This is a genomic window from Streptomyces anulatus (assembly GCF_014650675.1).
GTDB lineage: Bacteria > Actinomycetota > Actinomycetes > Streptomycetales > Streptomycetaceae > Streptomyces > Streptomyces anulatus.
In genome coordinates this window covers 196,134-221,009 of sequence record NZ_BMVK01000003.1, presented here as the reverse complement: position 1 = coordinate 221,009, position 24,876 = coordinate 196,134, and the positions used below count along the sequence as shown (strand labels likewise).

25 protein-coding genes are annotated in these 24,876 nt (G+C 71.9%); 11 read left to right on the top strand and 14 right to left on the bottom strand.

Annotated features, from left to right (window positions below; genetic code table 11):
- The first annotated feature begins 116 nt into the window (after positions 1-116).
- Positions 117-1,280 carry a hypothetical protein gene (locus IE272_RS09435; protein WP_190006636.1) on the top strand — a complete coding sequence of 388 codons (1,164 nt, stop codon included), beginning with the start codon at positions 117-119 and terminating at the stop codon, positions 1,278-1,280.
- 119 nt (positions 1,281-1,399) lie between these two features.
- Here the strand turns inward: IE272_RS09435 and IE272_RS09430 are convergent, their stop codons facing one another.
- From IE272_RS09430 to IE272_RS09420, 3 genes are all read right to left on the bottom strand, one after another.
- Complete coding sequence (locus IE272_RS09430; RefSeq protein ID WP_050358367.1) at positions 1,400-2,854, bottom strand: flotillin family protein; 1,455 nt, start codon at positions 2,852-2,854, stop codon at positions 1,400-1,402.
- A 127-nt stretch (positions 2,855-2,981) separates the two neighbouring features.
- A complete protein-coding gene (locus IE272_RS09425; protein WP_007447936.1) occupies positions 2,982-3,491 on the bottom strand; it encodes an NfeD family protein in 510 nt (169 codons plus the stop codon).
- Positions 3,492-3,604: 113 nt separating this feature from the next.
- Positions 3,605-4,090: a peroxiredoxin gene (locus IE272_RS09420; protein WP_050358368.1), complete on the bottom strand. Its 486-nt coding sequence runs from the start codon at positions 4,088-4,090 to the stop codon at positions 3,605-3,607.
- A gap of 203 nt (positions 4,091-4,293) precedes the next feature.
- Between IE272_RS09420 and IE272_RS09415 the strand changes: the two genes are divergently transcribed.
- Positions 4,294-5,031 (top strand): alpha/beta fold hydrolase, encoded by a 738-nt coding sequence (locus IE272_RS09415; protein WP_190006635.1) that lies wholly within the window; start codon positions 4,294-4,296, stop codon positions 5,029-5,031.
- Here the strand turns inward: IE272_RS09415 and IE272_RS09410 are convergent.
- Complete coding sequence (locus IE272_RS09410) at positions 5,009-5,866, bottom strand: GNAT family N-acetyltransferase (protein ID WP_190006634.1); 858 nt, start codon at positions 5,864-5,866, stop codon at positions 5,009-5,011. The genes IE272_RS09415 and IE272_RS09410 overlap by 23 nt on opposite strands.
- A gap of 89 nt (positions 5,867-5,955) precedes the next feature.
- The gene (locus IE272_RS09405) at positions 5,956-6,201 is read right to left on the bottom strand and encodes a hypothetical protein (protein WP_050358370.1); all 246 of its coding nucleotides are present in this window, start codon (positions 6,199-6,201) and stop codon (positions 5,956-5,958) included.
- A gap of 225 nt (positions 6,202-6,426) precedes the next feature.
- On the opposite strand from IE272_RS09405, the gene IE272_RS09400 reads away from it, so the two are divergent.
- Entirely contained in the window at positions 6,427-7,926 is a 1,500-nt protein-coding gene (locus IE272_RS09400) for a ParB/Srx family N-terminal domain-containing protein (RefSeq protein WP_190006633.1), read from the top strand.
- Between the two features lie 34 nt (positions 7,927-7,960).
- Here the strand turns inward: IE272_RS09400 and IE272_RS09395 are convergent, their stop codons facing one another.
- The 4 genes from IE272_RS09395 to IE272_RS09380 all read right to left on the bottom strand — a co-directional run bounded on the left by IE272_RS09395 (position 7,961) and on the right by IE272_RS09380 (position 11,037).
- On the bottom strand, positions 7,961-8,575 hold the full coding sequence (locus IE272_RS09395; protein WP_056702009.1) for a phosphatase PAP2 family protein: 615 nt from the start codon (positions 8,573-8,575) through the stop codon (positions 7,961-7,963).
- The gene (locus tag IE272_RS09390; protein ID WP_050358373.1) at positions 8,572-9,843 is read right to left on the bottom strand and encodes an MAB_1171c family putative transporter; all 1,272 of its coding nucleotides are present in this window, start codon (positions 9,841-9,843) and stop codon (positions 8,572-8,574) included. The genes IE272_RS09395 and IE272_RS09390 overlap by 4 nt, the downstream gene beginning before the upstream one ends.
- A gap of 65 nt (positions 9,844-9,908) precedes the next feature.
- Positions 9,909-10,496 carry a hypothetical protein gene (locus tag IE272_RS09385; RefSeq protein WP_050358637.1) on the bottom strand — a complete coding sequence of 196 codons (588 nt, stop codon included), beginning with the start codon at positions 10,494-10,496 and terminating at the stop codon, positions 9,909-9,911.
- A gap of 10 nt (positions 10,497-10,506) precedes the next feature.
- Positions 10,507-11,037: a hypothetical protein gene (locus IE272_RS09380; RefSeq protein ID WP_050358374.1), complete on the bottom strand. Its 531-nt coding sequence runs from the start codon at positions 11,035-11,037 to the stop codon at positions 10,507-10,509.
- Between the two features lie 438 nt (positions 11,038-11,475).
- Here IE272_RS09380 and IE272_RS09375 point away from each other — a divergent pair, with 438 nt between their 5' ends.
- The 5 genes from IE272_RS09375 (at position 11,476) to IE272_RS09355 (ending at position 14,996) form a co-directional block, all read left to right on the top strand.
- Positions 11,476-11,823, top strand: coding sequence for a MerR family transcriptional regulator (locus tag IE272_RS09375; protein WP_050358375.1), 348 nt, complete (start codon positions 11,476-11,478; stop codon positions 11,821-11,823).
- 339 nt (positions 11,824-12,162) lie between these two features.
- Positions 12,163-12,366: a cold-shock protein gene (locus IE272_RS09370; protein ID WP_015609674.1), complete on the top strand. Its 204-nt coding sequence runs from the start codon at positions 12,163-12,165 to the stop codon at positions 12,364-12,366.
- A gap of 245 nt (positions 12,367-12,611) precedes the next feature.
- Entirely contained in the window at positions 12,612-14,183 is a 1,572-nt protein-coding gene (locus IE272_RS09365; RefSeq protein ID WP_007447960.1) for a DEAD/DEAH box helicase, read from the top strand.
- Positions 14,184-14,369: 186 nt separating this feature from the next.
- Complete coding sequence (locus tag IE272_RS09360) at positions 14,370-14,732, top strand: SCO5918 family protein (RefSeq protein ID WP_190006632.1); 363 nt, start codon at positions 14,370-14,372, stop codon at positions 14,730-14,732.
- Positions 14,733-14,795: 63 nt separating this feature from the next.
- Positions 14,796-14,996, top strand: a complete 201-nt coding sequence (locus IE272_RS09355) for a hypothetical protein (protein ID WP_229897247.1) — start codon at positions 14,796-14,798, stop codon at positions 14,994-14,996.
- A gap of 31 nt (positions 14,997-15,027) precedes the next feature.
- On the opposite strand, the gene IE272_RS09350 is transcribed toward IE272_RS09355, so the two are convergent.
- Both IE272_RS09350 and IE272_RS09345 read right to left on the bottom strand, forming a co-directional pair.
- Positions 15,028-16,113, bottom strand: a complete 1,086-nt coding sequence (locus tag IE272_RS09350) for an acyltransferase family protein (protein ID WP_190006631.1) — start codon at positions 16,111-16,113, stop codon at positions 15,028-15,030.
- A gap of 50 nt (positions 16,114-16,163) precedes the next feature.
- A complete protein-coding gene (locus IE272_RS09345; RefSeq protein WP_190006630.1) occupies positions 16,164-18,428 on the bottom strand; it encodes an MMPL family transporter in 2,265 nt (754 codons plus the stop codon).
- A gap of 219 nt (positions 18,429-18,647) precedes the next feature.
- Here IE272_RS09345 and IE272_RS09340 point away from each other — a divergent pair, with 219 nt between their 5' ends.
- Positions 18,648-20,168 carry an alpha/beta hydrolase gene (locus IE272_RS09340; protein ID WP_190006629.1) on the top strand — a complete coding sequence of 507 codons (1,521 nt, stop codon included), beginning with the start codon at positions 18,648-18,650 and terminating at the stop codon, positions 20,166-20,168.
- Between the two features lie 72 nt (positions 20,169-20,240).
- Positions 20,241-21,467, top strand: a complete 1,227-nt coding sequence (locus IE272_RS09335; RefSeq protein ID WP_050358382.1) for a cation:proton antiporter — start codon at positions 20,241-20,243, stop codon at positions 21,465-21,467.
- A 64-nt stretch (positions 21,468-21,531) separates the two neighbouring features.
- On the opposite strand, the gene IE272_RS09330 is transcribed toward IE272_RS09335, so the two are convergent.
- Both IE272_RS09330 and IE272_RS09325 read right to left on the bottom strand, forming a co-directional pair.
- Complete coding sequence (locus IE272_RS09330) at positions 21,532-21,966, bottom strand: universal stress protein (RefSeq protein WP_050358383.1); 435 nt, start codon at positions 21,964-21,966, stop codon at positions 21,532-21,534.
- 1 nt (position 21,967) lies between these two features.
- Entirely contained in the window at positions 21,968-23,470 is a 1,503-nt protein-coding gene (locus tag IE272_RS09325) for an APC family permease (RefSeq protein WP_190006628.1), read from the bottom strand.
- 171 nt (positions 23,471-23,641) lie between these two features.
- Here IE272_RS09325 and IE272_RS09320 point away from each other — a divergent pair, with 171 nt between their 5' ends.
- Complete coding sequence (locus IE272_RS09320) at positions 23,642-24,412, top strand: peptidoglycan recognition protein family protein (protein ID WP_050358385.1); 771 nt, start codon at positions 23,642-23,644, stop codon at positions 24,410-24,412.
- A 50-nt stretch (positions 24,413-24,462) separates the two neighbouring features.
- Here the strand turns inward: IE272_RS09320 and IE272_RS09315 are convergent, their stop codons facing one another.
- The gene (locus IE272_RS09315) at positions 24,463-24,828 is read right to left on the bottom strand and encodes a PH domain-containing protein (protein ID WP_007447979.1); all 366 of its coding nucleotides are present in this window, start codon (positions 24,826-24,828) and stop codon (positions 24,463-24,465) included.
- Between the last annotated feature and the right edge of the window lie 48 nt (positions 24,829-24,876).

Sequence of the window (24,876 nt, the reverse complement as noted above, 5' to 3'; positions counted from 1 at the left end):
ACCGTGATCGCGTCATCACGCTCTGTGTGTACCCGCACATGGGGCGGCCCCCGGTGGTGTTCGTAGCACCGAGCCGAGGGCCTTCACCCAACTAGTGGAAACAGGAGTCCACCGGGATGCTTTGGCATGCTATCGCGCCCTCTCGGCGCTACACGAAGGCTTCGCACGACGTCGTGCGTCATCCGCGTCTGTGCAGTGACGCGAAGGTTCTGATTCTTTACGTTCAGGGGTTGCCGGACGGCGGCACCGATCTGGCGTTGTCCGAGCACGCGCGGAAGCTGGACATCAAGGGGCGGGCCTATCAGCGGGCCAAGGAGCAGTTGCTCCTGTGCGGGTTCGTGCATGAGCGGCGGGTCATGGGGGAGCGTGGGCGTTGGGTCACCCAGCAGGTCTTCTCCAATGTGCCGTTGGCCGATACCGAGGTGTCTCCTCTGTGGTGCGACGCCGGTCTCGGTGTCGCACCGTCTCCGAGTGCCCGGTTTCCGACCGTCGGTCAGCCGGGTCCCCGGACCGTCGGTCATCAACTACCGGTAGACGAAGAACGGGAGAAGAACTCCTCCCGCCCACCCACCGAAGCCCCGTGCGTGGAAGCGGTCTTGGAGTCGTTGACCGCTGAAGAGGTCCAAGCCGAGCGGGTGTTGTTGTCACTCCGGCATGTGAGTCGTGGGCTCCACCTCGGTGTCGCCGAGGCCCGTGTGCTCGTCGGGCAGGCCGTGGAGTGGCTGCGGCGCGGGGTCTCCGCCGGTGAGCTGCGGCGGGTGTTGAGCAGTGATCTGCCGGAGGGCGGGGTGCGGTCCGCCGTGGGGTTCCTGCGGCACCGGCTCGCGGAGAAGATGCCCGAAGCCACCGTCCCCGCAGCTCGTGAAGTCCAGCCGACGCAGAAGCAGAAGCATGAGCCGATGCCGATGCCGATGCCGATGCCGATGCCGATGCCGGAGCTGGCGTCGGAGTCGGCGTCGGAGTCGGCGCCGGAGCAAGATCCGGAGCCGTCGGCCTCCGACGCGGTTCCCCCGCCCGCCGTTCCCCGGTACGTTCCGCCGCTCGTCACCTGCCCCGGTCCCGGGCCCGAGCATGTCTTCCGGGCCATGGCCGGGGAGACCGAGTGCCCCGACTGCCGGCAGGCCGCCGCCTGGGCCCGCTGGGCGGAGCACCGTATCGCCGACCTCGGGGGCGATGCCGACGGCTGGCAGGCGCAGGAACAGCTCAGTGGGTGGCGGGGGCGGCTGGCCGCTGCCACCGCCGCTGCGGCCGCCCGCCAGGAGCGGGCGGAGATGTCGTGAGCGGGCGCGGACATGCCCGTGCCCGGCGGCGAACAGGTCGCTGCCGGGCACGGGCACGGGATCGGGTAGCGGGATCGGGGAGCGGGAACGGGCTCGGCCCCGGGTAGAGGCCTCGCGCGTCAGCCCTTGATCTCGATCTCGCCGTTCTTCTGCGGGGCCGAGGAGTCCGCCGGAGCCTCCGGGGACGTGGGGGCGGGCACCGTGCCCGTACGGCCCTTCAGGTTCTGGAGGAGGGCCGCCAGGTCCACGCCCGTCGTCGAGGTGAGCAGTTCCATGCCCTGCGCGACGTTGTCGGTGACCGTGCGGGCCAGCTGGCTCGCGCCGTCCGTGGAGATGACCGTCATCTTGTCGATGGCGCTCAGCGGCTCGGAGGCCTTCGCCACGACGCTCGGGAGGACCTCGACCAGCATCTGGAGGACGGCCGCGTCGCCGTACTGCGCGAACGCGTCGGCCTTCTTCTGCATGGCCTCCGCCTCGGCCGCACCCTTGGCGGCGATCGCCGCGGCGTCCGCCTCACCCTCGATGCGGACCGCGTCGGCCAGCGCCGAACGGTGCAGCTTCTCGCCCTGACCGGTCAGGCGCGAGCGCTCCGCGTCGGCCTCGGCCTCCTTGACCTGGGCGATGCGGCGGGCCTCCGCCTCCTGCTCGGCCTGGTAGCGGGCGGCGTCGGCGGGCTTACGGACCTTCGTGTCCAGCTCGCGGTCGGTCAGCGCGGCCTGGCGCTCGGCGACCTTCTCCTGCTCCTGGAGGACTTCCTGCTGGCGTGCGGCCTCGGCGAGCGGACCGGCGGCGTTGGCCTTGGCGGCCGCGGCTTCCGTCTCGGCCTTGATCTCGGCCTGCTTCAGGTAGTACGTCCGCTCGGCGATGGCGATCTCCTCGGCCGCCTTCAGCCGGGCCTGCTCCGAGGCCCGCTTCGCGATGGCCTCGGCGATGTCCGCCTCCTGCTTGGCGCGGGCGGCCTCCGGGCGGCCGAGGTCCTCCAGGTAGGAGCCCTCGGTGGTGATGTCCTGGATCTGGAAGGCGTCCAGGATCAGGCCCTGGCCGGAGAGGCTGGCCTCGGCCTCCTCCGCGACCTGCCCGGCGAACGCGGCCCGGTCCCGGATGATGTCCTCGACCGACATCCGGCCGACGATCGCGCGGAGCGCTCCGGAGAGCACTTCCTGGGTGAAGCCGACGATGCCGTCCTGCTGCTGGAGGAAGCGCTGGGCCGCGGCGCGGATCGCGTCCTCGCTGCCGCCGACCTTGACGATCGCGACGCCTTCGAGGTTCGACTTGACGCCGCGCAGCGTCACCGCGCCGCGCACGGCGATCGGGATGTGCCGGCTGGAAAGGTCGAGGGTGAACTTCTGCTGGACGAACGGCACGACGAAGACGCCGCCGCCCACGACGACCTTCTGGCCGCTGTTGTCGATGCTGGTCTGTCCGGTGATCGGATCCGTCGACTTCTTGCCGCGGCGGCCGGTGATGATGAATGCCTCGCTGGGCCCGGCCACCTTGTAGCGCGTGATGACGACGAGGCCGAGCAGAACGAGGAGTACGACGATGCCGATGACGGCGATGACTACTGGACTCATGTGAGGTGTCCCCCCTGCCTCCCGTGGGGGACGGCAGATTGTTGTGGAACTGGGCGGTGCGGTGGTGTTGGTGGGTGCGGTGGGTGCGTGAAGTGGTACGGGGGTGAGGCCGAGCGGTGGGGCGTGGTCAGCGCTCCACCGGGCGGACCGCGACCGACGTGGTCGACAGCGCCTCTTCCACCCAGATCTCGGTCCCGCGCGCGACGGGCGTGGCCGACTTGGCCGCGTACTTCACGGGCTGGCCGCCCAGTCGCAGCAGCACCTCGCCGTAACCCTCGGCCGGGATGGCCGTCACGACGGACCCCGAGGTGCCGACCAGGTCGGAGTCGCGCGGCGTGGTGTGCGTCTGGTCGCGCATCAGGGCCTTGCTGAGTTTCCAGGTGAGCACGGCCGCCACGAGGCCGGCGGCGACGCCGACGACGGTGGCCAGGAACGTTCCGGCACCTGTCGAGCCGAGCACGATCGCTCCGCCGAAGCCGAGCATCGAGATGAAGCCGGCGATCACCGGAAGCGAGAGCAGCCCGTCGAAGAGGCCGTCGAGAACGCCGTCGAAGAGGCCTTCGAGGATCCCGCCGAAGATCAGGGAGAGCGCGAGCAGCACGATCCCCGCAATGCCGAGACCGAGAAAAATGGTCACGCGATCACTCCCCTGTCGCCCCTGTTGTCGACTTCCCCCGAGCGTTTTCCGTCGATCTGGCTGGATGATCCCATACAGCACCACCTTCGGTCACTGCCGGATTCCGGCAATCTTTACGCGTCTTTGATGCCGGACAGGCGGTCCGTGAGCGTGGTGAGCGACTGGAACGTCGCACCGAGCAGCGCGACGTGCTTCCAGCGCAGGACCCCGTCCGGGCCGATGAGGAAGACCGCCCGCCGCACCCCGATGCCCGGCGCGGAGACCCCGTACGCCCTGGCGGTCTCCCGGCCCTCGTCGGCCAGCAGCGGCATGCGCAGATCGAAGGAGCGGGCGAACGACTCATGGCTGTCCACACCCTGTGGACTGATTCCCCAGACGTCGGCGTCGAGGCCCTCGAAGGCCTCCATGCCCGAGGAGTACGAGCACAACTGCTTCGTGCAGACGCTGGTGTTGTCCCCGGGGTAGAACGCCAGCACCACGGACCGCCCGCGGGCGGACGACAGCCGGTAGTCGGCGCGCTCGAAGGTCTCGCCCGACAGAACTCCGCCCGGGAGGGTGAAGTCCGGTGCTGCGCTACCGAGTTGAGGGCCTGATGCCATGGGAGGCTCCTTCGCTGTCGTATACGGGGATGGCGCTGAGGGCACGGATGGTTCCGCGACCGTGACCGTACAGTGGACGGCATTCCGCCCCCGTCGAGCGTCGGCCCGGCGATCCGGCGATCCGTACGCCCATCCGGAGCGGCCTCGGCGCCGAATACGGGGAGAGGGGGCAGCGCGCCCCGCACCCGCACCTGGAGGTACGCGTGGCCCAACGACCGCCGTCGGCAGCCGTACTCGTTCTGCACGGGGGCCGCGAGACCGGTACGGAGCCTCCGCCCGCGGGTCTGCTGAATCTGCCCGGCACCCGGATGCGCCCCTTCGTCCGGGCCGTCGCCCGTGCCGCCCGCGAGGACGGCGACGACATCCTCGTGACGCAGGTGCGGTACGCCCACCGGGGCTGGAACGGCGCCCGCGCGGACCCCTTCCACGACGCCGTGGCCGCCCTCGACGCGCTGCGGGAGGAAGCGGGCGAGGAGCTGCCGGTGGTGCTCCTGGGCCACTCCATGGGGGCGCGCGCCGCCCTCCGCGCCGCCGGGCACCCCTTGGTGCGGGGCGTCGTCGGGCTCGCCCCCTGGTGTCCGCCGGGGGACCCGGTCACCCAGCTCGCGGGCCGTGACGTCGTCCTCGTCCACAGCAACCGGGACCGGATGACCAGCCCCCAGGCCACCCAGTCGCTCACCGCGCGGGCCCGGCGCGCCGGAGCCCGTAGCTGCATGGTCACCGTCCGGGGCGGCGACCATGCCATGATCCGCCGGGCCTCCGCCTGGCACCGGCTCACCACCGCGCTGGTCACCGGTCTGCTCGGTTCCGGCAGTCTGCCGGGCCGGGTCGGCGAGGCCCTCGCCCTGCCGCCCACCGCCGAGGCCACCGAGGGCACCCTCGACCTCGACCTGGACCTCGGCCCCGGCCCGTTCCGGGTCAGCCCAGTTCGAGGCTCGTGATGCCGTACAGGCCGGTCCGGTCGATGACCGGTGGCGGGCCGCTGTACATCCGCGCCGTGTCGAACGACGGGGTCAGGCCCAGCTGTTCGGCCAGTCGCACTGCCGCCGGGTTGACGTCGGGTACGTCGACGGCGACCGGGGTGTCCGGGGCGGTGGCCGCGAGCGCGCCGACCAGGGCCGCCGCCACGGCGGGGGACGCGGCGTACAGGGGGCCGATCCGGGACGCGGCACGGCAGGCCCGCAGCACCGCGAGGCCCTGGAGCCCGCCGTCCCCGACCGCCGCCAGTGCGGTGCGCCCCGGGGCGGTGATCCAGGAGGCCAGGAAGGTGTCCCGGGCGGCCGGGAAGTACCGGCGGTCGTAGGCGGCGAGCAGGTCGAACGGCACGCTCCGGGCGTCGACGAGCTCGATGCCCGGCGGCGGTGCGAGGTCCTGCTGGGGCGGGGGCGTTCCCTCGAACCGTGCGTTGCTCCAGCAGGTACGGAAGCCGGAGCGGCGGTAGTTGTCCTGTTGCGCGGGCACCCCGTCCAGCCCGACGGTGCGCCCGGCGAGCCGGGCCGTGCCGGCCTGCCAGGTCCGCAGCCCGTAGCCCTGTCCGCGCAGGTGGGGGCGGGTCAGATAGAAGCCCAGGAAGCCGTGGTCGGTGCCGTAGCGGACGACGGAGACGGAGGTGACCGGTTCGCCGTCCAGGCGGCCGAACAGGAAGCCGCCGGGGTCGGTCGCGAAGAACACCCCGCCGTCGTGCAGGCCGGGGTTCCAGCTCTCCTCATGGGCCCACTCGCCCAGCGTCACGATGTCCTCGGCGCGGGCCGCGGTGATCTCGAAAGGGTTCGGCACGGCACAGTCGTACCCCGGGCGGAGCCGCTTCAGTGATCGACGACGGGGCGATTTCCGGCCTTTCGGGCGGAGCCGGCGTGCGACAGGCCCTAGGCCGCTTCCGGGTTCTCCCGTCGCCGGCCGCGCAGTTGCCGCAGGACGAGGGCGGCCGACGTGATCAGCGGCAGCAGACCCGCCACCGCGTCGGCGGTGTTCAGCTTGTCGTGCGTGCCCTTGGCCCGGCGGACCTGCTTGGACGCCCTGACGACCGCGAGCGCGCTGCTGCCCAGGCTCAGTACGAGCCCGGCCTTGCTGCCGCGCAGGCCCTTGGCGGGCGCGGACCGGTTCTTCGCCATCGGGGTACCTCCAGCCTGCGGGCCGTCCCGTTCGCGGACCGCCCTCCCCGTACACGTAACCGGGTGTCCGCCGCCCCCGCAAACGGGCGGTCCCACGACGACGCCGCGCCGCACCCGTCCCACCGTGGCACCCCGGCGCCATCCCTCGTTCACACCGTGTCCGCGCGGGGGTCGTCGCGCCTTGCGATCGTCCCTGCGGAAGACCATCACGCGGGAGGGACGTCCATGAACGGATCGGGAACGAGGGCACGGCTGCCACGGAGCGGGGCGCTGCTGCTGGCCGGGGCGCTGGCGGCGGGCACGATCGTGGCCGGTGCGGGCACGGGAGCCGCCGCCGCGGACCCGTGCGCCGGGGGCGGGCCGCTGCCGCGCGTCTGCGCGCAGCCGGGGGACCTGATCGACGTCCGTCTCGGCGAACTGCACCCGACGCAGGCGGTACTCGGCTTCGACCAGGTCTTCTACAAGCTCGGCCGGTACGGCAGCGACCGCGACGAGGTGGCGGGCGGCGTCAACAAGCGCTTCGACGACTGGTGCGAGACCAACGGTCAGGGGGAGGCGGCCGCGGCCGGCCCCGGCGCCCGGCTGGACGACCCGTCGAGCTTCTCCTGCACCGTCCCGGTCGGGCAGGAGACGCCCGGGACGATCGCTCCGATGAAGACGGCCGTGGTCGGTCCGGGCGGCAAGCTGTACCTCACCGACGGGCACCACACGCTGACGTCCTTCCTGGAGGGCCCGGACGGCTCCGCCGACCTGCGCATCAGGCTCCGCGTCACCGACAACTTCAGCTCCCTGTCCGCCCCGGCGTTCTGGCAGCGGATGACCGAGCAGAAGAAGGTGTGGCTGCGCGACGAGAACAACCGGCCGCTCGGCGTGGACCGGTTGCCGGACCGCCTCGGCATCACGCACTTCCGCGACGACCCGTACCGCAGCCTCGTCTACTTCACCCGGGACATCGGTTACGAGGTCCCGGACGGCGCCACGGAGTTCCTGGAGTTCTCCTGGGGGGCGTGGCTGCGCGGCGAGCACGACGTGAGCGCGTACGACCTGACGGCCCCGGGCCCGTACCTCGACCTGGTGAAGGGCGCCTCGAAGTCGATGGCCGCGCTCGCCCCCGACGCGGTCGTCGACGACGGGCGGACCGCCGCTCAGCTCGGCCGGATCGACGAGTGGAACGGCGGCAAGAAGGAGACCGGCGGGGAGTTCGCCAAGCTGGGCAAGCCACTGAGCGACCCCAAGCCGGGCAAGCTCGCCGAGGCCCTCGACTACAAGTCCCGCGTCCTGCCCGTCCCCGCCTGCACGCGCACGGTCACCGGCCCCCGCAACGGGCCGCTGACCGTCACCGGCGGCGTCACCTGCCTGGACCGCGCCGCCCAGCGCGGCCCGGTCGTCGTCCGCCCCGGAGCGGCCCTCGTGGTCACCGGCTCCACGCTGGACGGCCCGCTCCAGGCCGACCGGGCGGCGGCGGTCCACCTCTGCGGTTCGCGCGTCGAAGGACCGGTCTCCGTGAGCCGCAGCACCGGTCCCGTACGGGTGGGAGGTCCGGGCTGCACCGCGAACACGGTCGCCGGTCCCGTCGTGCTCACCGGCAACACCGGCGGCGTGCTGCTCGCCGCCAACACGGTCACCGGTCCGCTGGTGTGCTCCGCCAACCGGCCGGGCGTGGACGACACGGGCCGCGCCAACGAGGTGAGCGGACCGCGCACCGGGCAGTGCGCCGCGCTCTGACCCGGTAGCGCCGGCCCGGTCGCCCGGCAGGCCCTCAGCCGAACACGTACGCCACGGTCGTCGCCGCGCCCAGGCCCGCGCCCGCCACGGTCTGGGCGACGGTGTGGTAGCCGAGGGCGACCCGGGACCAGCAGACCGCGCAGGTCAGCGCGTACGCGGCGATCCACCAGGGGGAGTGCACGACGGCGAGGAGAGAGACGGACGCCGAGGCCACCGCCGAGTCGACCGAGATCTTCCACACCGTGTTGACGGCCAGCAGCCCGATCGTCATCACCCACAGCGCGAGCATCGCGACGAGGATGCCGGTGGGCGCGTCGCCCAGCACCATCACCACCGAGCCGGCGCCGATCGAGCCCAGGATCACGAAGAAGATCGGCGCCCGCTTGGTGCGGTCCACCACATGACGGTCGCCCCAGGTGCCGCGCCCTCGCTCCCACTCGATGTACCCCGCCGGTATCAGCCCGGCGCAGAGCGCCCCGAGGAAGCCCCAGAGCAGCCCCGTCCAGTCGCCCGCCGCCGCCAGGCCGAGGCCGAGCATGCCCGCCAGCAGGACGTTGCGCGGCTGGAGGACGTCGGTGACGGTGCGCGCCACGGAGGCCGTGCGGGCGGAGGCGGTGGGGATCCCCTCGCCGGTCGTGGTGCCGGTCATGCGCTCGTCTCCGTCGTGCGGGTGGTTTCGGCCGTCGCCGCCGCGAGGACCGCGCGGGCGCGCTCCTCGCCGACCGTCCGGTACGCGGCGGCGACCCGGAGCAGCCGGGCCACCTCGCCGTCCTGGTCCGCCGCGTGCTGGGCGGCGACCGTCGCGGCTCCGCCGGCGGGCGCGCCGGAGTCCTTGGCGAGCAGGGCGGCCCGGATCCAGTAGGCGTCCGTGAGGGACTCGGCCCGGCGCGGGTCGTCCGTGTCGCGGGCGGCGGCCCGTGCGGCGGTGGCGAGCAGCCCGTCGGGCACGTAGTGGCGCAGCTTCTCGGCCGCGTCCGCGATGTCGGCGGCCCAGCGGTCCACCCGCAGGTCGGCCGGGACGTTGAACCGGGTCAGCTCGCGGGCCAGCGAGGCGGGCGGGTCGAACGGCTGGTCCGGGAACGCGGTCATCAGCTCGTACCAGAGGGCGTGCAGCCGGACCTGGGCCCGCCACAGCCGGGCCCGGCGGGCGCCGGCCGCGAAGGCGGGGACGGACGCGCCGAGGGCGAAGAAGGCGAAGAGCACCAGCTGCGCCGCCTCGGTGACCTGGTCGAACCGCAGGGCGAACGCCTCGCTCGGCTCGTCCACCACGCTGATCCACAGGAAGAGGGTGCGGCTGACGGTGTAGCCGACGCCGATGAACATCGCGAACGTCATCATCCCGAGCCCGATGCGCAGATGGCGCCGCCGGGTGTCGAGGGTGGCCAGCGCCCACTGGAAGGCGCACACGGCGGACGCGGCCCCGAGGTAGAGGTAGAAGACGCTCATGTAGAGCGTGGCGCCCCACTCGCCGGCGTGGTCGGAGACGAAGCGGTCCGACGGCACGGAGCGGTCGACGACGGTGAAGAACAGGACGGTCAGCAGGATCAGCGTGGCGACGGAGGCCTTGGCCGCCAGCTTCTGGACGAACTGCGCGAACCGTACGTGGCGGGGGGCCTCGCCCGCTTCGGGGTAGCTGCCGTAGATGGCCACGATGTAGCTGAGGATGGCCAGAATTGCCACCGTGGCGGTGTAGTGCTTGATGAGGACGGCGAGGTCGGTGATCGCGCTGTTGTTGAGGCCGATGCGCACCACCTCGGTCTTCGTCCACAGGGCGATGGCGAATCCGGCGTAGCAGCCCCACAGGGCCCGCCGTCTGCGGTCCTCCTCGTCGCCCCACAGGGCAGCGGGCATACGCCACAGGGCAACGGCCGTCATCAGGCCGGCTATCAGGTAGCCGGCGAGATCGAGGGGGGTCACGGCGGTGTTCGTCCTCGGAGTGGTGGAGCGGGGCGGGGGGCCCGCGGGTGGGGCGGTGGCACGTGTCAGGCGTCGCCGGACCGTCTTCCGGGGAAGAGACCGCGCCGTCGGTGGGCCACCGGGCGGGACAGGGAGTTGTCCAGCCGCCCCACCATGTCATCGGTGGTGAGGTCCCGCGCCATCCGGGGGATCAGGGAGGCACCGAATTCGGCCATGCGTTCGTCATGGGTCGCGTACTGCGCACGGGCCTGGACGGTGCCGCCGCCGGAGGCGAAGGACGCGGCGGCGTCCGGGGAGATCATCCGGGCGATCAGCGAGGTGTCGAAGACCGGGAGGAGCGTGCGGAGTTGTTCCGCGTCGAGCGTCGTCCCGTGGTCGAACCACTCGTGGCACAGCTCGTGCAGGATCACGTGCTGGGTCTGGTACGCGGTCGGTCTGCGGCGGTAGAGGACGAGGCTGGTGCCGCCCGCCTTCAGGCGCAGTCCGCAGGCGGCGTTGACGCGGGCGAGCCGGTCCGGCATCTCGTGCAGCCGGATCGTGCGCCCGCTCGCCTCCTCCATGTTCGCGACGAGCTCGTCCAGCGTGAAGGGAACCGGGATGGGCAGGTCGGCGAGCCCGGCCTCGCACTCTCTCCGCAGTTTCCGCAGGGACATGACCAAGACGCTACGCTGCCGGACCCGCCGGGCGGTGGCTCACGGCGGAATCGTTGCCACCGCTTTGCCCTTCCGGACCGTCCTTCTCCCGGGCGGCGTCCTCCAGCAGGGACAGGGCGAACCGCAGCAGTTCCGGCGGGAGCCCGTCGTCGTCCAGGCCCCGGCCGGCCAGGCCGCTGATCTCCCCGGTGCGCCGCTTGGCCAGGAACTGGAGTCCGGCGACGACGTCGTCGACGACCTCGGACTCCTCCTTGAAGAAGCGCCAGTCCACGCCGAACCCCAGGCCGAGGGCTTTGAGGATGTCCTCGGACGGCTGGGTGACCTTGCCGGCCAGGATGTTGGAGAAGTAGCTGTGCGACAGCGACCCGCCGCGGTCGCGGACCAGCTCGGCGAAGACCCGGCCCGAGATCTTCTGGCCGGGGAAGGTCTTCTCGACCATGTACTCGACTTTTTCCCGCAGCGAGTCGAAGCGGGGAAGCTCGTCCGGACCGGGGGGTTCGACGGGTTGCGGACCGCGTTCGTCGCCGTCGTCCATGGCCATCCGGGCCTCCACGATCACCTCGGAGTCGGAACTGAGCTTGCGTAAACACTCTACGTCACTGTTAACTCGAAAAAACACGGGCAGGGGACCACGAGGGGAGTCCCTTGCCCGTGAATGATCCTGTGCCCCGCGACGCCCGGAGCAGGCTCCGGACAGGGGTGTAGCCCTTCACGACGGGGGATGCGTGAAGGGCTACGCGTGCATTATGGCCCCGTGGTCCTCCCGACGACAACTGACTGGTCGGTCAGTGATCCGCGGCGGCGGCTCCGCCGTGCCCTTCCCGGCGGTCCGAATCTGTTCCGGCCGCGATAGACATGGCCTTCCCGGGCGTTTAGGGTTTCTTGTGCAGTCACGTGAAACAGTGGTACGCAGCAGAGGCGCACCCCGCAGGCGTACGGCGCCCGGCTCCTCCGGTCGCGCGTGACGGAAGAGGTGCAGATGCCCCAGGAGACCCCCTCGCACGCCACCGACCGGCTCGACGACGACGATTACCCCGCCTACACGATGGGGCGAGCCGCGGAGATGATCGGTGCGACGCCGGGGTTCCTCCGGGCCATCGGTGAGGCCCGGCTGATCACTCCGCTGCGGTCCGAGGGCGGCCACCGCCGTTACTCCCGCTACCAGTTGCGCATCGCCGCCCGCGCCCGCGACCTGGTCGACGCCGGCACGCCCATCGAGGCCGCCTGCCGCATCGTCATCCTGGAGGACCAGCTGGAGGAGGCGCTGCGCCTCAACGAGGAGCTGCGCGGCCGGTCCGCCCGTTCCGGCGGTCCCGCCGGGCGCTGACGGCCGCCCGCGCCGCGCCGTGCGCCGGGCCCCGCGTGGCCGGGGAAGATATCTGCATTCGTCAGCACAGAATTTCGCGCAATGCGCGATGAGGCTTTTCTCTTCCCGGTCTGTTCCGACGTGGCCGGTGATATTTGGCACCCGCCTCTCCGGTCCCATCGTGCTACTGTTGATCTCAGTTGCAGTTGTGGTTCCCAAAAACTTCAAGTGTTCTTGCCGGTCGTATGTCGGCGGGCACACTTTTGTATTTCCGGTGTTCTTCCGGACGGGGTAATCATCGCGGCGACGTGGGGTCCGCACAGTGTGGGCCCGCGGGCTCTGCCCCTAAGGAGATATGACATGGCTACTGGCACCGTGAAGTGGTTCAACGCGGAAAAGGGCTTCGGCTTCATCGAGCAGGACGGCGGCGGCGCCGACGTCTTCGCCCACTACTCGAACATTGCCGCCTCCGGCTTCCGCGAGCTGCAGGAGGGCCAGAAGGTGAACTTCGACGTCACGCAGGGCCAGAAGGGCCCGCAGGCCGAGAACATCACCCCCGCCTGATCACTCAGGTAGTACTGCGCAGCTGGGGCCCGCACCTTGGGGTGCGGGCCCCGGCTCGTTGTCGTTTCCGGGGCCCGCTCTGCGCGCCCCCAGACGAAGCCGCGTCCGGTGCACTGTTTCCCGGCGGCCGGGCTTCGTTTTCTTTTGTCATTTCATCGGCTCGTTCTTGCGATTCTGGGTGCCGTTCACGGTCGCTTCCCGAAAAAGAATCCCTCGATACGTGCCCCATCGAGGAAAGGTTCTAGATGAACCGCGAACGCACGCCCCGCTCGAACGATCGATTTTCCCGCACCCGCTCCGGCAGCGCCCCCCGCTACTCCGGTGGTGGCGGTGGCGAGCGCCGCGCCGCGGGCTTCGGCGGCGGACCCAAGCGCTCCGGCGGCTCCGGCCGGTCCGGTGGCTACGGCCGCCGCTCCGCCTCCGGTGTCAAGGGCGAATTCGCCCTGCCGGTGACCGTCACCCCCGCCCTCCCCGCCGCCGAGACCTTCGGCGAGCTGGAGATGCCCGCACCGCTGAAGGCGGCACTGGTCGCCGAGGGCATGACCGTGCCCTTCCCGATCCAGGCGGCCACCCTGCCGAACTCGCTGGCCGGCCGCGACGTCCTGGGCCGGGGCCGTACCGGCTCGGGCAAGACGCTCGCCTTCGGCCTCGCGCTGCTGGCCCGCACCGCCGGCCGCCGCGCCGACGCCAAGCGCCCGCTCGCCCTGGTCCTCGTCCCCACCCGGGAGCTGGCCCAGCAGGTCACCGACGCCCTCACCCCGTACGCCCGGTCGCTGAAGCTGCGCATCGCCACCGTCGTCGGCGGCATGTCCATCGGCCGCCAGGCCAGCGCGCTGCGCGGTGGCTCCGAGGTCGTCGTCGCGACGCCGGGCCGCCTCAAGGACCTGATCGAGCGCGGCGACTGCCGACTGGACCGGGTCACCATCACCGTCCTCGACGAGGCCGACCAGATGGCCGACATGGGCTTCATGCCGCAGGTCACCGAGCTGCTCGACCAGGTGAACCCGGACGGGCAGCGGATGCTCTTCTCGGCCACCCTGGACCGCAACGTCGACCTGCTGGTGCGGACCTACCTGAAGGACCCGGTCGTGCACTCCGTCGACCCGGCCGCCGGCGCCGTCACGACGATGGAGCACCACGTCCTGTACGTCCAGGGCGCGGACAAGTACGCCACCACGACGGAGATCGCGGCCCGCGACGGCCGCGTGATCATGTTCCTGGACACCAAGCACGCGGTGGACAAGCTCACCGACCACCTGCTGCACAGCGGGGTCCGGGCGGCTGCGCTGCACGGGGGCAAGTCCCAGCCGCAGCGCACCCGCACCCTGGAGCGCTTCAAGACCGGGCACGTCACGGTGCTGGTCGCCACCAACGTCGCGGCGCGCGGCATCCACGTCGACAACCTCGACCTGGTCGTCAACGTGGACCCGCCGAGCGACCACAAGGACTACCTGCACCGCGGCGGCCGTACCGCCCGCGCCGGGGAGTCCGGCAGCGTCGTCACGCTGGTGCTGCCGAACCAGCGCCGCGAGATGACCCGGCTGATGGCGGACGCCGGGATCACCCCGCAGATCGCCCAGGTCCGCTCCGGCGAGGCCGAGCTGAGCCGGATCACCGGTGCTCAGGCGCCCTCCGGCGTCCCGGTCGTCGTCTCCGCCCCGGCCAAGGAGCGCGGTAGCGGCCGAGGCGGCGCGTTCATGGGCCGCGGCACCAAGCGCGGCGGCAGCGGGGCTCCGGCCCGGGGCCGTCGTCCCGGCGTGCCGACGCCCGAGGCCCGTGCGGCCGCGGCACAGCGCCGGAACAACCGCGCCGCGTGATCCGTGCGGCCGGCGGTCCGCCGCCGGCCGCCCCGTACGCCCGGCGATCCCCCCGGCGCGTGCACCGAGCCCCTCGTCCGGGCTCCCGTACATCCCCTCCGGGCCCCGTACATCCCTCCGGGCTCCCTAACGTCCCCTCCGTGCACTCGACACGTCCCCCGTGCACTCGACCCCTGTTGAGGAACCATGCGCTGTGTCATCGCCCGCTTCCCCTTCGATCTGTTCAAGAACGAGGTGGAGGAATCGATGAAGGGCATCAAGCCCGAACCCGTCACCGGCGACGCGGTGGTCATCAGCCGCCGGGTCTACCCCGTCAAGCAGGTGGGTGAGGTCATCACCCGGCAGGACCGCCGGGACTTCAGCTCCGCCGAGGTGGTCCGGGCGCTGTCCAAGCTCGGCTTCACCTGCCGTACCGCAGAGTCGGCCGTGCCCGCGCCGGCCCCCGCCCGTACCCCGCTGGAGACGGCCTCCGCGCTTCTGGGGACGCCGGCCGAGGCGCGGAGCGAGGCTCCCGAAGCGGTGTCCGCACCCCGGGCCGACGGGGTCTGAGACCTGCTTCCCGGCCCCGCGACGCCGTCTTCGGGCGTCGCGGGGCGTGCGATGATCGCCGCCATGACGAGGAAGCTGACCGCGTTAGGCGTGACACTGGTGGCGTTCGTGCTGCCCGCCACCGCCGCGCACGCCGACGAGACGCACACCGACGCTCACAACGGCCCGCAGGTGGCCCTGATCTCGACGGGCCAGATCGACGATCCGCTGGAGGACGTGCTGGAGCACGTCGCGGTCCTCGGCCACAACATCATCGTGGACTGAACCCTCCCCCGGCTCCCGGCCGTTCGGCGTCTCAGGACGCGCGGGCGGCCGGTGGTTTCTGCCGGGCCCACTCCATGCGCGGCTCCAGCAGCGGACGCAGCAGTCGCCGCACCGGCGGCGTGCACAGCAGGGTCATGATGACGACCGCGCCCAGGGTGACGGCGACCGTGCCCATCGTGGTGTCGAAGAACGGGTCGTCGTAGAAGCCGCCGTACTTCAGGCCCCGGGCGACGAAGCCGTGGAGCAGGTACCCGTACAGCGTGCAGGTGCCCAGCGTGGTCATCCAGCTGCGGCCCTTGGGCACCCAGGCGAGGAAGCAGGCGCCCAGCACGATCGCGGCCACGAACAGCAGGAGCGTGGCGGTCGGTCCGGTCCACTCGGCCATGTCCAGCCGGTCGGTGCTGTTCTTCCGGAAGAACCACGAGGTCGAGGTGCGGGGCACCAGCCAGTACGCCACGAGCATCCCGGCCACGAACACCGGCACCGAGACGCCCCGCACCCAGGTGGAGCGGAGAGCCGCGAAGTGCTCCGGGCGCAGCCGCAGGCCGAGTACGTAGAACGGCAGGAACTGCAGGACGCGCTGGACCTGGAGGCTTCCGTCGGCGGCCGGCGTCACCGTCGCCAGGGCGGCGATGGCGAGCGAGACCAGCACCGGGAAGCGCACCGACTGCCACAGCGGGGTGGACAGCCGCCAGAGGAACAGGGCGGGCAGGAACCACAGCAGCCAGTAGGGCTCCAGCAGGGACAGGGCGTAGTCCGGCTTGTCCGCCGCCCGCTCGAAGAGCGTGTAGAGGACTTCGAGCAGGACATAAGGCACCAGGAGGCTGGTGACCATTTTCCAGACCCGGTCCGGCCGCAGCTCGAAGTTCCGCGAGAAGTAGCCCGCTATCAGGATGAACACCGGCATGTGGAAGGTGTAGACGAAGGTGTACGCGGCTTCCACGAGGCGGCCGGGGGGCAGGGACTCCCACGCGTGTCCGATCGCCACCAGCACGATCGCCAGATACTTCGCGTTGTCGAAGAAGTGGTCCCGGCCGCCGGACGGTGGCTTTCCGGTCTCCGGGGCGCCGGCAGCGGCGGTGGGGCGCGGCTGCTCGGAGGTAAGGGGGGAAGGCATCCTGACACCCTAGAACGCGGAGGCGTTCCCTCCGCCCACTGTGTCGCTCATCACTTCGTCCCGGCCCGTTCGGGCGGCTCCGCGCTCCCCTCGGCGTCCAGGTGCGGCAGGATCCGGTCCAGCGGGCCCGGGATCCACCAGGCGGCCCGGCCCAGCAGGGTCATCACCGCGGGGACCAGCAGCAGCCGTACGACGGTGGCGTCGATGAGCACGCTGGCGGCCAGCCCGAGTCCCAGCATCTTCACCACGATGTTGTCGCTGATGACGAACGCGGCGAAGACGCTCACCATGATCAGCGCCGCGCACGTGATGACCCGGGCGGTGATCTCCAGGGCGTGCGCCACGCTCGCGCGCGGATCTCCGGTGCGCACCCATGCCTCGTGGATGCGGGAGAGCAGGAAGATCTCGTAGTCCATGCTCAGCCCGAAGACGATCGCGAACATCATCATCGGCACGTAGCTCTCGATCGGGACGTCTCCCGACACTCCCAGCGCCGGGCCGCCCCACCCCCACTGGAAGACGGCCACCACCACCCCGTACGAGGCGGCGATCGACAGGACGTTGAGCACGGCGGCCTTCACCGCGACGAGCAGGCCCCGGAAGACGGCCAGGATCACCAGGAACGCCAGACCCACGACGACCGCGATGATCAGCGGCAGCCTGCTGGAGACGATGTCCAGGAAGTCGACCTGGGCGGCGGTCGTGCCGGTGACGTACGTGCTCGCGTCGTAGCCGGAGACGGCCTGCGGCAGGACGTCGTCGGTGAGCCGGTTCGTCAGGGAGGTGGTCCGCTCGTCCTGCGGGGCCGCCACCGAGTAGGCGGTGGCGGTCAGCACGTCGCCGTCCGACGTGGCGGTGAGCGGGGTGATCACCGCCGCGTCCGGTACGCCGGTCAGCGCCTTCTGCGCCTGGTCGGCGAGGGCCGAGCGGTCGCCGGACGAGACCTTCGTCTGGTCGATGACCAGGGTCAGCGGTCCGTTGGAGCCGGGACCGAAGGCGGTGGACATCAGGTCGAAGGCGCGCCGGTCGGTGAACGACTTCGGGTCGGCCCCGTCGCCGATGTGGCCGAGCTGGATGAAGAAGACGGGGAACGACAGGATCGCCAGCACCACCACTCCTCCGGCCAGGAACCACCAGGGCCGCCGCTCCACCCGCTGCGCGTACCGGTGCCAGCCGCCCGCCTCCGCGCCGTCCTTCGCCGGTACGGTCTCGGCCACCGGTCTCCGTACGCGCACCCGGTCGATCCGGCGGCCGATGAGGCCGAGCACCGCGGGCACGAGGGTGAGGGCGCCGAGCACCGCGGTGACGACGGTGACCGCCGCGGCGAGGCCGAGCTTGCCGATGAACCCGATGCCGGAGACCCACAGGCCCGACAGCGCGATGATCACCGTGCAGCCGGAGAGCAGCACCGCGTGCCCGCTGGTGGCGGCGGCGTTCCCGGCGGCGGTCACCGGGTCCTGGCCGTCGACCAGGTTCTGCCGGTGCCGGGTGACCAGGAAGAGGGCGTAGTCGATGCCGACGCCGATACCGATCATCGTGGCGAGCGTCGGGGAGACGGTCGCGAAGGTCGCGGTGGCGGCCAGCAGCCCCAGTAGCGCGAGACCGCACAGGGCGCAGATCAGGGCGGTGACCAGCGGCAGCACGGCGGCCAGCAGGCTGCCGAAGCCGATCAGCAGGACGACGATCGCCACCCCGAAGCCGATCGCCTCACTGGTGCGGTCGTCCGGCTCGGGCCGGGCCAGCTCGCCCAGCGATCCGCCGTACTCCACCGTCACGCCGGCCGACCGCAGCGGCTGCACCGCCCGGTCGACCCCGTCCAGGTACGACGGGTCGAGGGTGGAGGGCTGCACGCTGAACCGGACGGTGATGTAGGCGGTCTTCTGGTCGGTGGAGAGCGGTCCCGTGTTCGGGTCGGGCGGCGTGGGCGGGGTGGAACCGGACGGCGGCAGCGGGTTCTGCGCGGACAGCACGTCCGGGAGCTTCTGGAGGTCGGTGACGGCCGTGGAGACCTGGTCGGAGAAGGAGGTGAGCGGCTTGTCCGCGTCGTGCAGCACCACCTGCGCGCTGTACCCGCCCGCCTGCGGCGCGTGCGCCTCCAGGACGTCCAGGCCGTCCTGGGACTGGGTGCCTGGCAGGGAGAAGTCGTCGGAGTAGTCGCCGCCGTACGCGTGCTGGAGGACCTGGAGCCCGGCGAGCGCGGCCACCCACAGCACGAGGACGGTCACGAAGTGCCGGGCGCACCACTGGCCGGTGCGCCGCAGCGCCCCTCGGGGCGGGGCGGTCTCCCCGTGCGTGGGGGCTGGTGACGACGGCATGCGGTGCCTGCTTCCTGCCCGTTCCGGCGCGCAGTCTTCGGCCGGGACGCTTCGGACTTCGCATTCAACGGCTTCGGCCGCCGCCCGGCACGCCGGTGCGGGGGAACGGGTGACGAGGGCGGCCGGGGGCTGTCCGGGTGGTGACTCGGGGGGTGTCCCCACCTCGATCCACCGGGCTCCCGTATGGGCACCGGGCCCCGGCTCAACAAGGCTGTGTCCATGACGACTTGGACCCGAAAGGCCTTACTCCTCACTGTCTCCGCCGCCGCCGCGGCGAGCACGCTGACCGCCGTCGGCGCGCCCGTGGCGCACAGCCGCCCCGCGGGCCCCGCCGTGCCCCCGATCGGCTGGGGGCCCTGCGGGCCGATCCCGGGGACGCCCGTTCCCGACGGGCAGCAGTGCGCGACGCTCCGCGTTCCCCTGGACTACCGCGCCCCCGGCGGCCGCACCCTCGACGTGGCGGTCACCCGGCTGCGCACCGACCGGCCCGAGGCCCGGCGCGGCACCCTGCTGGTGCTCGCCGGCGGCCCCGGCGGCTCGGGGGTGCAGCGCCTCGCGCAGAAGGGCGAGGCGCTGCGGACGGCGACCGAGGGGGCGTACGACCTGGTCAGCCTCGACCCGCGTGGGGTCGGCGGCTCCACCCGGGCGAACTGCGGGATCCCCGGGGCGGACCGGCACCTGGTGACGCTGCGGTCCTGGCCCGCGGCGGACGGCTCGATCACGGAGAACACCGAACGCGCCCGTCGCACCGCGGACGCGTGCGCGCGCGACGGCGGCCCGGTGGTGCGGTCCTTCAGCACACGGAACCAGGTACGCGACATGGACCGGCTGCGCGCCGCCCTGGGCGAACGGAAGCTGTCGGTCTGGGCCCACAGTTACGGCAGTTACGTCGGGGCCGGGTACGCGCAGGAGTATCCGGGCCGTGTCGACCGGCTGGTCCTGGACAGCACCGGCGACCCGGACCCGGAGCGGGTGGCGTACGGCTGGATGGCGAACGTCGGCCCGGGCGTCGCCCTCCGGTTCCCCGACTTCGCGGCCTGGGCGGCCGACCCCGCCCGGGAGGCCGAGGGGCTCCGGCTGGCCCGGCGCGCCGAGGACGTGGAGCCGCTGTTCCTCGCCCTGGCCGAGCAGCTGGACCGGGACCCGAAGGAGTCGGAGACCCCCGGCGTCGCGCTGACCGGGAACCATCTGCGGCAGGCGCTCCACGGCAGCCTCAACAGCGATACGGCGTTCCCGCAGCTGGCCCGGCTGATCCGGTCGGCGCAGGACCCGGAGGGCCGCCCTGTGCTGCCGCCGGAGCTCGCGGGCGCGCTGCCCGACGAGGACGCGTCGCTGACGATGGCGGTGATCTGCAACGACGCGCGCTGGCCCGGGCCGGACTCCGGCTACGCCCGCCGGGTCGCCGCCGACCGGGCGCGGTATCCGCTGACGGCCGGACTGCCCGCGAACATCTCCCCGTGCGCCTTCTGGAAGTACGACGAGGAGCCGAGGCCCACCCGGATCACCGACGAGGGCCCCTCGAACGTCCTGATGATCCAGAGCCTGCGCGACCCGGCCACCCCGTTGGCCGGGGCCCTGAAGATGCGGTCGGCGCTCGGCGAGCGGGCCAGGATGGTCACCGTCGGACAGGGCGGGCACGGGATGTACCTGGGCAACGGCAACGCCTGCGGAGACCGGGTGGTCAGCGACTTCCTGGTGACCGGGAAACGCCCCGCCCGGGATGCCCACTGCCCGAACTGACCCGGTGTCCCGGAAGGGGGCAGAGGGTGTCATAGCGGCTGATTCCGGGGTGTTCCTTGCTATACACGAGCGATGGAGCACCCCGGGACCCTCGTCCTGATCATGGCCCTGGCGGTTCTCGCCCCGCTGCTCGGTTACGCGACCGGGCGCTGGCTGCCGGTCCCCGTCGTCATCTTCGAGATCGTCCTCGGGATCCTGGCCGGGCCCGATGTGCTCGGCTGGGCCCACCACGACCAGGTCATCGACACCCTGTCCGACCTCGGGCTCTCGATGCTGATCTTCCTGGCGGGTTACGAGATCCGGTTCGCCGAGGTCCGCGGCTCCACCCTGCGCCGGGCCGGCGGGGCGTGGGTTCTCTCGTTCGCCGCCGGGCTCGGCGTCGCGCTGCTGCTCAGCGGGGCGGACCTGGCCAAGAGCCTGGTCATCGGCACCGCGCTCACCAGCACGGCGCTGGGCGCGGTGCTGCCGATCCTGCGGGACTCGGGGCGGCTGGAGGGGCGGTTCGGGTCGGTGGTGATGGCGTTCGGGTCGGTCGGCGAGTTCGGCCCGATCATCGCCATGGCCCTGCTGTTCAGCGGCCGGAGCCCGGGTGCGGCGAGCGCGGTGCTGGCCGTGTTCGCGGTCGTCACGGCCGGCGCGGTGTTCTGGGCGATGCGGCCCAGGCCGCCGTGGTTCGCCCGGCTCATCGCCGTGACCCTGCACTCCAGCGGCCAGTTCGCGGTCCGCTTCGTGATGCTGCTGCTCGCCGGGATGCTGGGCCTCGCCCACGTCTTCGGCCTGGACACCCTGCTCGGCGCGTTCGCCGCGGGGATGCTGACCCGGCTCGTCCTCCAGGGGGCGGTGCCCGAGCGCAGCGACGAGATCCTGGAGCGGATCGAGGCGATCGGCTTCGGCTTCCTCGTGCCGTTCTTCTACATCGTCACGGGCATCGACTTCGACCTCGCGGCGCTCCTGGACGGCGGGCGCCCGCTGCTGCTCCTGCCGGTCTTCCTGCTGCTGTTCCTGCTGGTGCGCGGGGTTCCGGCCTACCTGCTGGCCCCGCGCGACCTGACCGGGCGCGCCTCGCGGTCCGCGCTCGGGCTGTTCGCGTCCACCTGTCTGCCGCTGGTGGTCGCGATCACCGCGATCGGCCTGGACGAGAAGGTGATCGGGGCGGGCGAGGCCGCCGCCCTGGTCGCCGCCGCGATGGTGTCGGTGCTGGTGTTCCCCCTGCTGGCGTTCCGGCTGCTGCGCCGGGAGGAGGGCGACGGGGGCAGGCCCGTCCCGGGCCGGACGGCGGAGACCGGTGAGGCGTGGTGAGGACCGGTGGGCGATGGACCTGCCGTGCTCCGGGCGCGCACCGGTGGGCGGCGGGCCCGGCGGGTCAGGGCTTCGGGACGTCCTCCTCGGTCGGTACGCACAGCACCGGGACCGTCGACATGTGCAGCAGCTTGTGCGGGGTCGAGCCCAGCAGCGCCCCGCGCATCGGGCTCTCGCCCCAGGTGCCGACCACGATGACCCGGGCCCCGTGCCGCTCCGCGGCGTCCAGCAGGGCCTGTGCGGGCTTCTCGTCCAGCACCTCCACCGAGGCCGGGACGCCCGCCTCCTCGGCCGAGGTGAGCGCGTGTTCCAGGCCGGTGCGCCCGGCCTGCCGGATCGCCTCGTAGTGGCTGCGGTACTCCGCGCCGTCGCGCAGCCCGGGGGCCGCGGCCCCGTAGACGAGCACCAGCTCCTCCCCGTACGCCGCCGCCACCTCGATGGCGATGCGCAGGGCACGGGCCGCGCCGGGGGACTCGTCGTAACCGAGGACGACCGACATCTCAGCGTTCCTTCCGGGCGGGGGAGTGCACCAGGTCCGGGTCGGCGACCCCCGGGCGCTCCTGCCAGAACACCGCGTCCCGGAGCCGCCACACCACCATCAGGACCACGCCGACCAGGAAGATCACGATCCCGATGACGAGCGGCGGACCGAGGCCGAACCAGGACGTGCCGCTGTAGGAGTTGGCCGGGTCGGACATGTCGATGACCGAACGCACCAGCAGCCAGGTCAGCAGCCCGGCGCCGACCACCGGTCCGAGGCCGATGAGCAGGAAGTTGCGCACGCTCTCGGTGAGATGACGCCGGTAGTAGACCGCGCAGGCCACCCCGGTGAGCGCGTAGTAGAAGGCGATCAACAGTGACAGCGCGGTGAGCGAGTCGAAGAGGGCGTTCGTGCTGATCTGGTTGACCACCAGGTACCAGGCGATGGCGATCCCGGCGACCCACCACGTGCTGACGTCCGGGGTGCGGAACCGGGGGCTGATGTGCCCGAAGTGCCGGGGCAGCGCCTGGCGGCGGGCCATGGACAGGGCGGTCCGGGACGCCGGGATGATCGTGGTCTGGGTCGAGGCGATCGCGGAGGTGGCCACCGCCAGCAGCAGGATCCAGTCCCAGCCGCCCAGGACGTCCCCGGCGAGCTGGGCGAAGATGAACTCCTCCTCGCCCGCGTTCTCCGCCAGGAACGCCGTTCCGGCGAAGGCGACGACCGCGACGGCGACCGACAGATAGGTCACCAGGAGGACGACGGTGGACCAGAGGCCCGCCCGGCCCGGGGCGCTCGCCGAGTTCTCGGTCTCCTCGGTGAGGTTGACCGCGGACTCCCAGCCCCAGTAGATGAACACCCCGAGCAGCAGCCCGCCGGTCAGCGCCGCCCCGCCCGCGCCGAACGGGTTGAGCCAGCCGCCGGAGGGCTCGATGGAGTCGAAGCCGGTCGTGCCCGCGTACACCCGGTAGAGCGCCACCACGACGAAGACCAGCAGGAACGCGATCTGGAGGAGGATCAGCACGTTCTGCACCTTCGCCGACAGCTCCGTGCCGATCACGCAGAGCCCGGTCATCACGACGATCAGCAGCACGGTGAGCAACTGGCGCACGAAGTCGTTCTCGACCCAGCCGTCCAGCCCCACCGCCAGCAGCGTGAAGCTCACCGCCACGTCGGCCAGCGAGCCCACCACCAGGACACCGGTCATGGTGATCGCCCAGCCGCCCAGCCAGCCCGCCCAGGGGCCCATCGCCCGGGTCACCCAGGAGAACGTCGTGCCGCAGTCCTGGTCGACCTTGTTCAGGTAGTAGAACGCCGAGGCGATCAGCAGCATCGGCACGAACGAGGCGAACATGACGCCCGGGGCGTAGATCCCCACCAGGGCGACGATCGGGCCGATGACGGCGGCCAGCGAGTACGCGGGAGAGGTCGCGTTCAACCCGATGACAAGGGCGTCGACGAACCCGATCGCGTTCGGCTTGAGGCCGACCGCCGGTTCGTCCCGCACACGGTCGTGGGCCATGGTTCCTCGATCCGCCGGGCATCCCCGCCGGGAGCGGGCGATGATCCGGATCTCATCGTAGGAAGACCCGTCGAAAACCGCATTCCGGACGGAACGCCTCACGCCGGTGGTGCGTCACCCGAACGGCCCGCTCCTCTGCGAAGCCGGAGGTCGGAGCGCAGGGTGGAGTCCATGTGGTCCCGCCGACTCGTCCTGGGCGTTCTGCTCCTGCCCCTGGCCCTCCTGGTGTTCGGGGACGGCCCGGCGTTCCACGCGCCGGGGACGGAGCTGGCCTCCGGACCCCGCCCGCCGCGCGGACTGCCGCAGCCGGCCGTCGTCAGCCGCCGGGACTGGGGCGCGGACGAGGACCTGGTCCGGGAGGGGCCGCACTACACGGCCCCGGCGCGGGCGGTGTTCGTCCACCACACCGGCAACCCCAACGACTACGACTGCGCGGACGCCCCCGACCTGATCCGGGCCGTCCAGAGCGACCACATCCGGCAGGACGGCTGGGACGACATCGGCTACAACTTCCTCGTCGACCGCTGCGGCACCATCTACGAGGGCCGCGCCGGCGGGGTCGGCCGCTCGGTGCTCGGCGCGCACACCAAGGGGTTCAACACCGACACGGTCGGCATCGCGGCGATCGGGAACTTCGGCGCGGGGGCCGAGGTCCCGAAGCCGATGATGGACGCGCTGGTGAAGCTGGCGGCCTGGAAACTGCGGCCCGGGGCGGATCCGCTGGGCACGGTCGACCTGGTCTCGACGAACGACGAGAGCCGCTTCGACGAGGGCCAGGTGGCCCGGCTGCACGTCATCTCCGGGCACCGCGACAGCTTCGAGACCCGCTGCCCCGGCGACGCGCTCTACGGGCTGCTGCCCGAGCTGCGGGAGCGCGCCGCGAAGCTGCGCGCCGCCGCCCCCGGGCACTCTGCGGCGGCCCGGCTGCGCCCGTACTTCTGACGCTCCCGCGCGGATGAGCTCCCGCGCGGATGAGCTACCGCGCGGATGAGCTACCGGGCGACGAACTGGGTGAGTATCGCCTGCACCTCGTAGATGTCGACGCCCTTGGTGAACGTCTTCTGGAGCGGGGTCGCGCTGCCCGAGATCCAGATCTTCAGCTCCGCGTCGAGGTCGAACGTCCCGGCCGTCTCCACGGAGAAGTGCGTGATGCTGCGGTACGGGACGGAGTGGTACTCGGTCTTCTTGCCGGTGATGCCCTGCTTGTCGACGAGGATCAGCCGCCGGTCCGTGAACAGGATCGTGTCGCGGATCAGCAGGAACGCGGCGTGCACCTGCTCGCCCTGTCCGAGCAGCCGCGCGTAGTCCTGCTGGGCGGTGGCCGGGTTGATCGTGTGGGCGTTGCCGAACAGTGCCATGAGGGTCCCCGTTTCTCCGTGTTCTCCGTCGCGTGTTTCTCTGCCGCG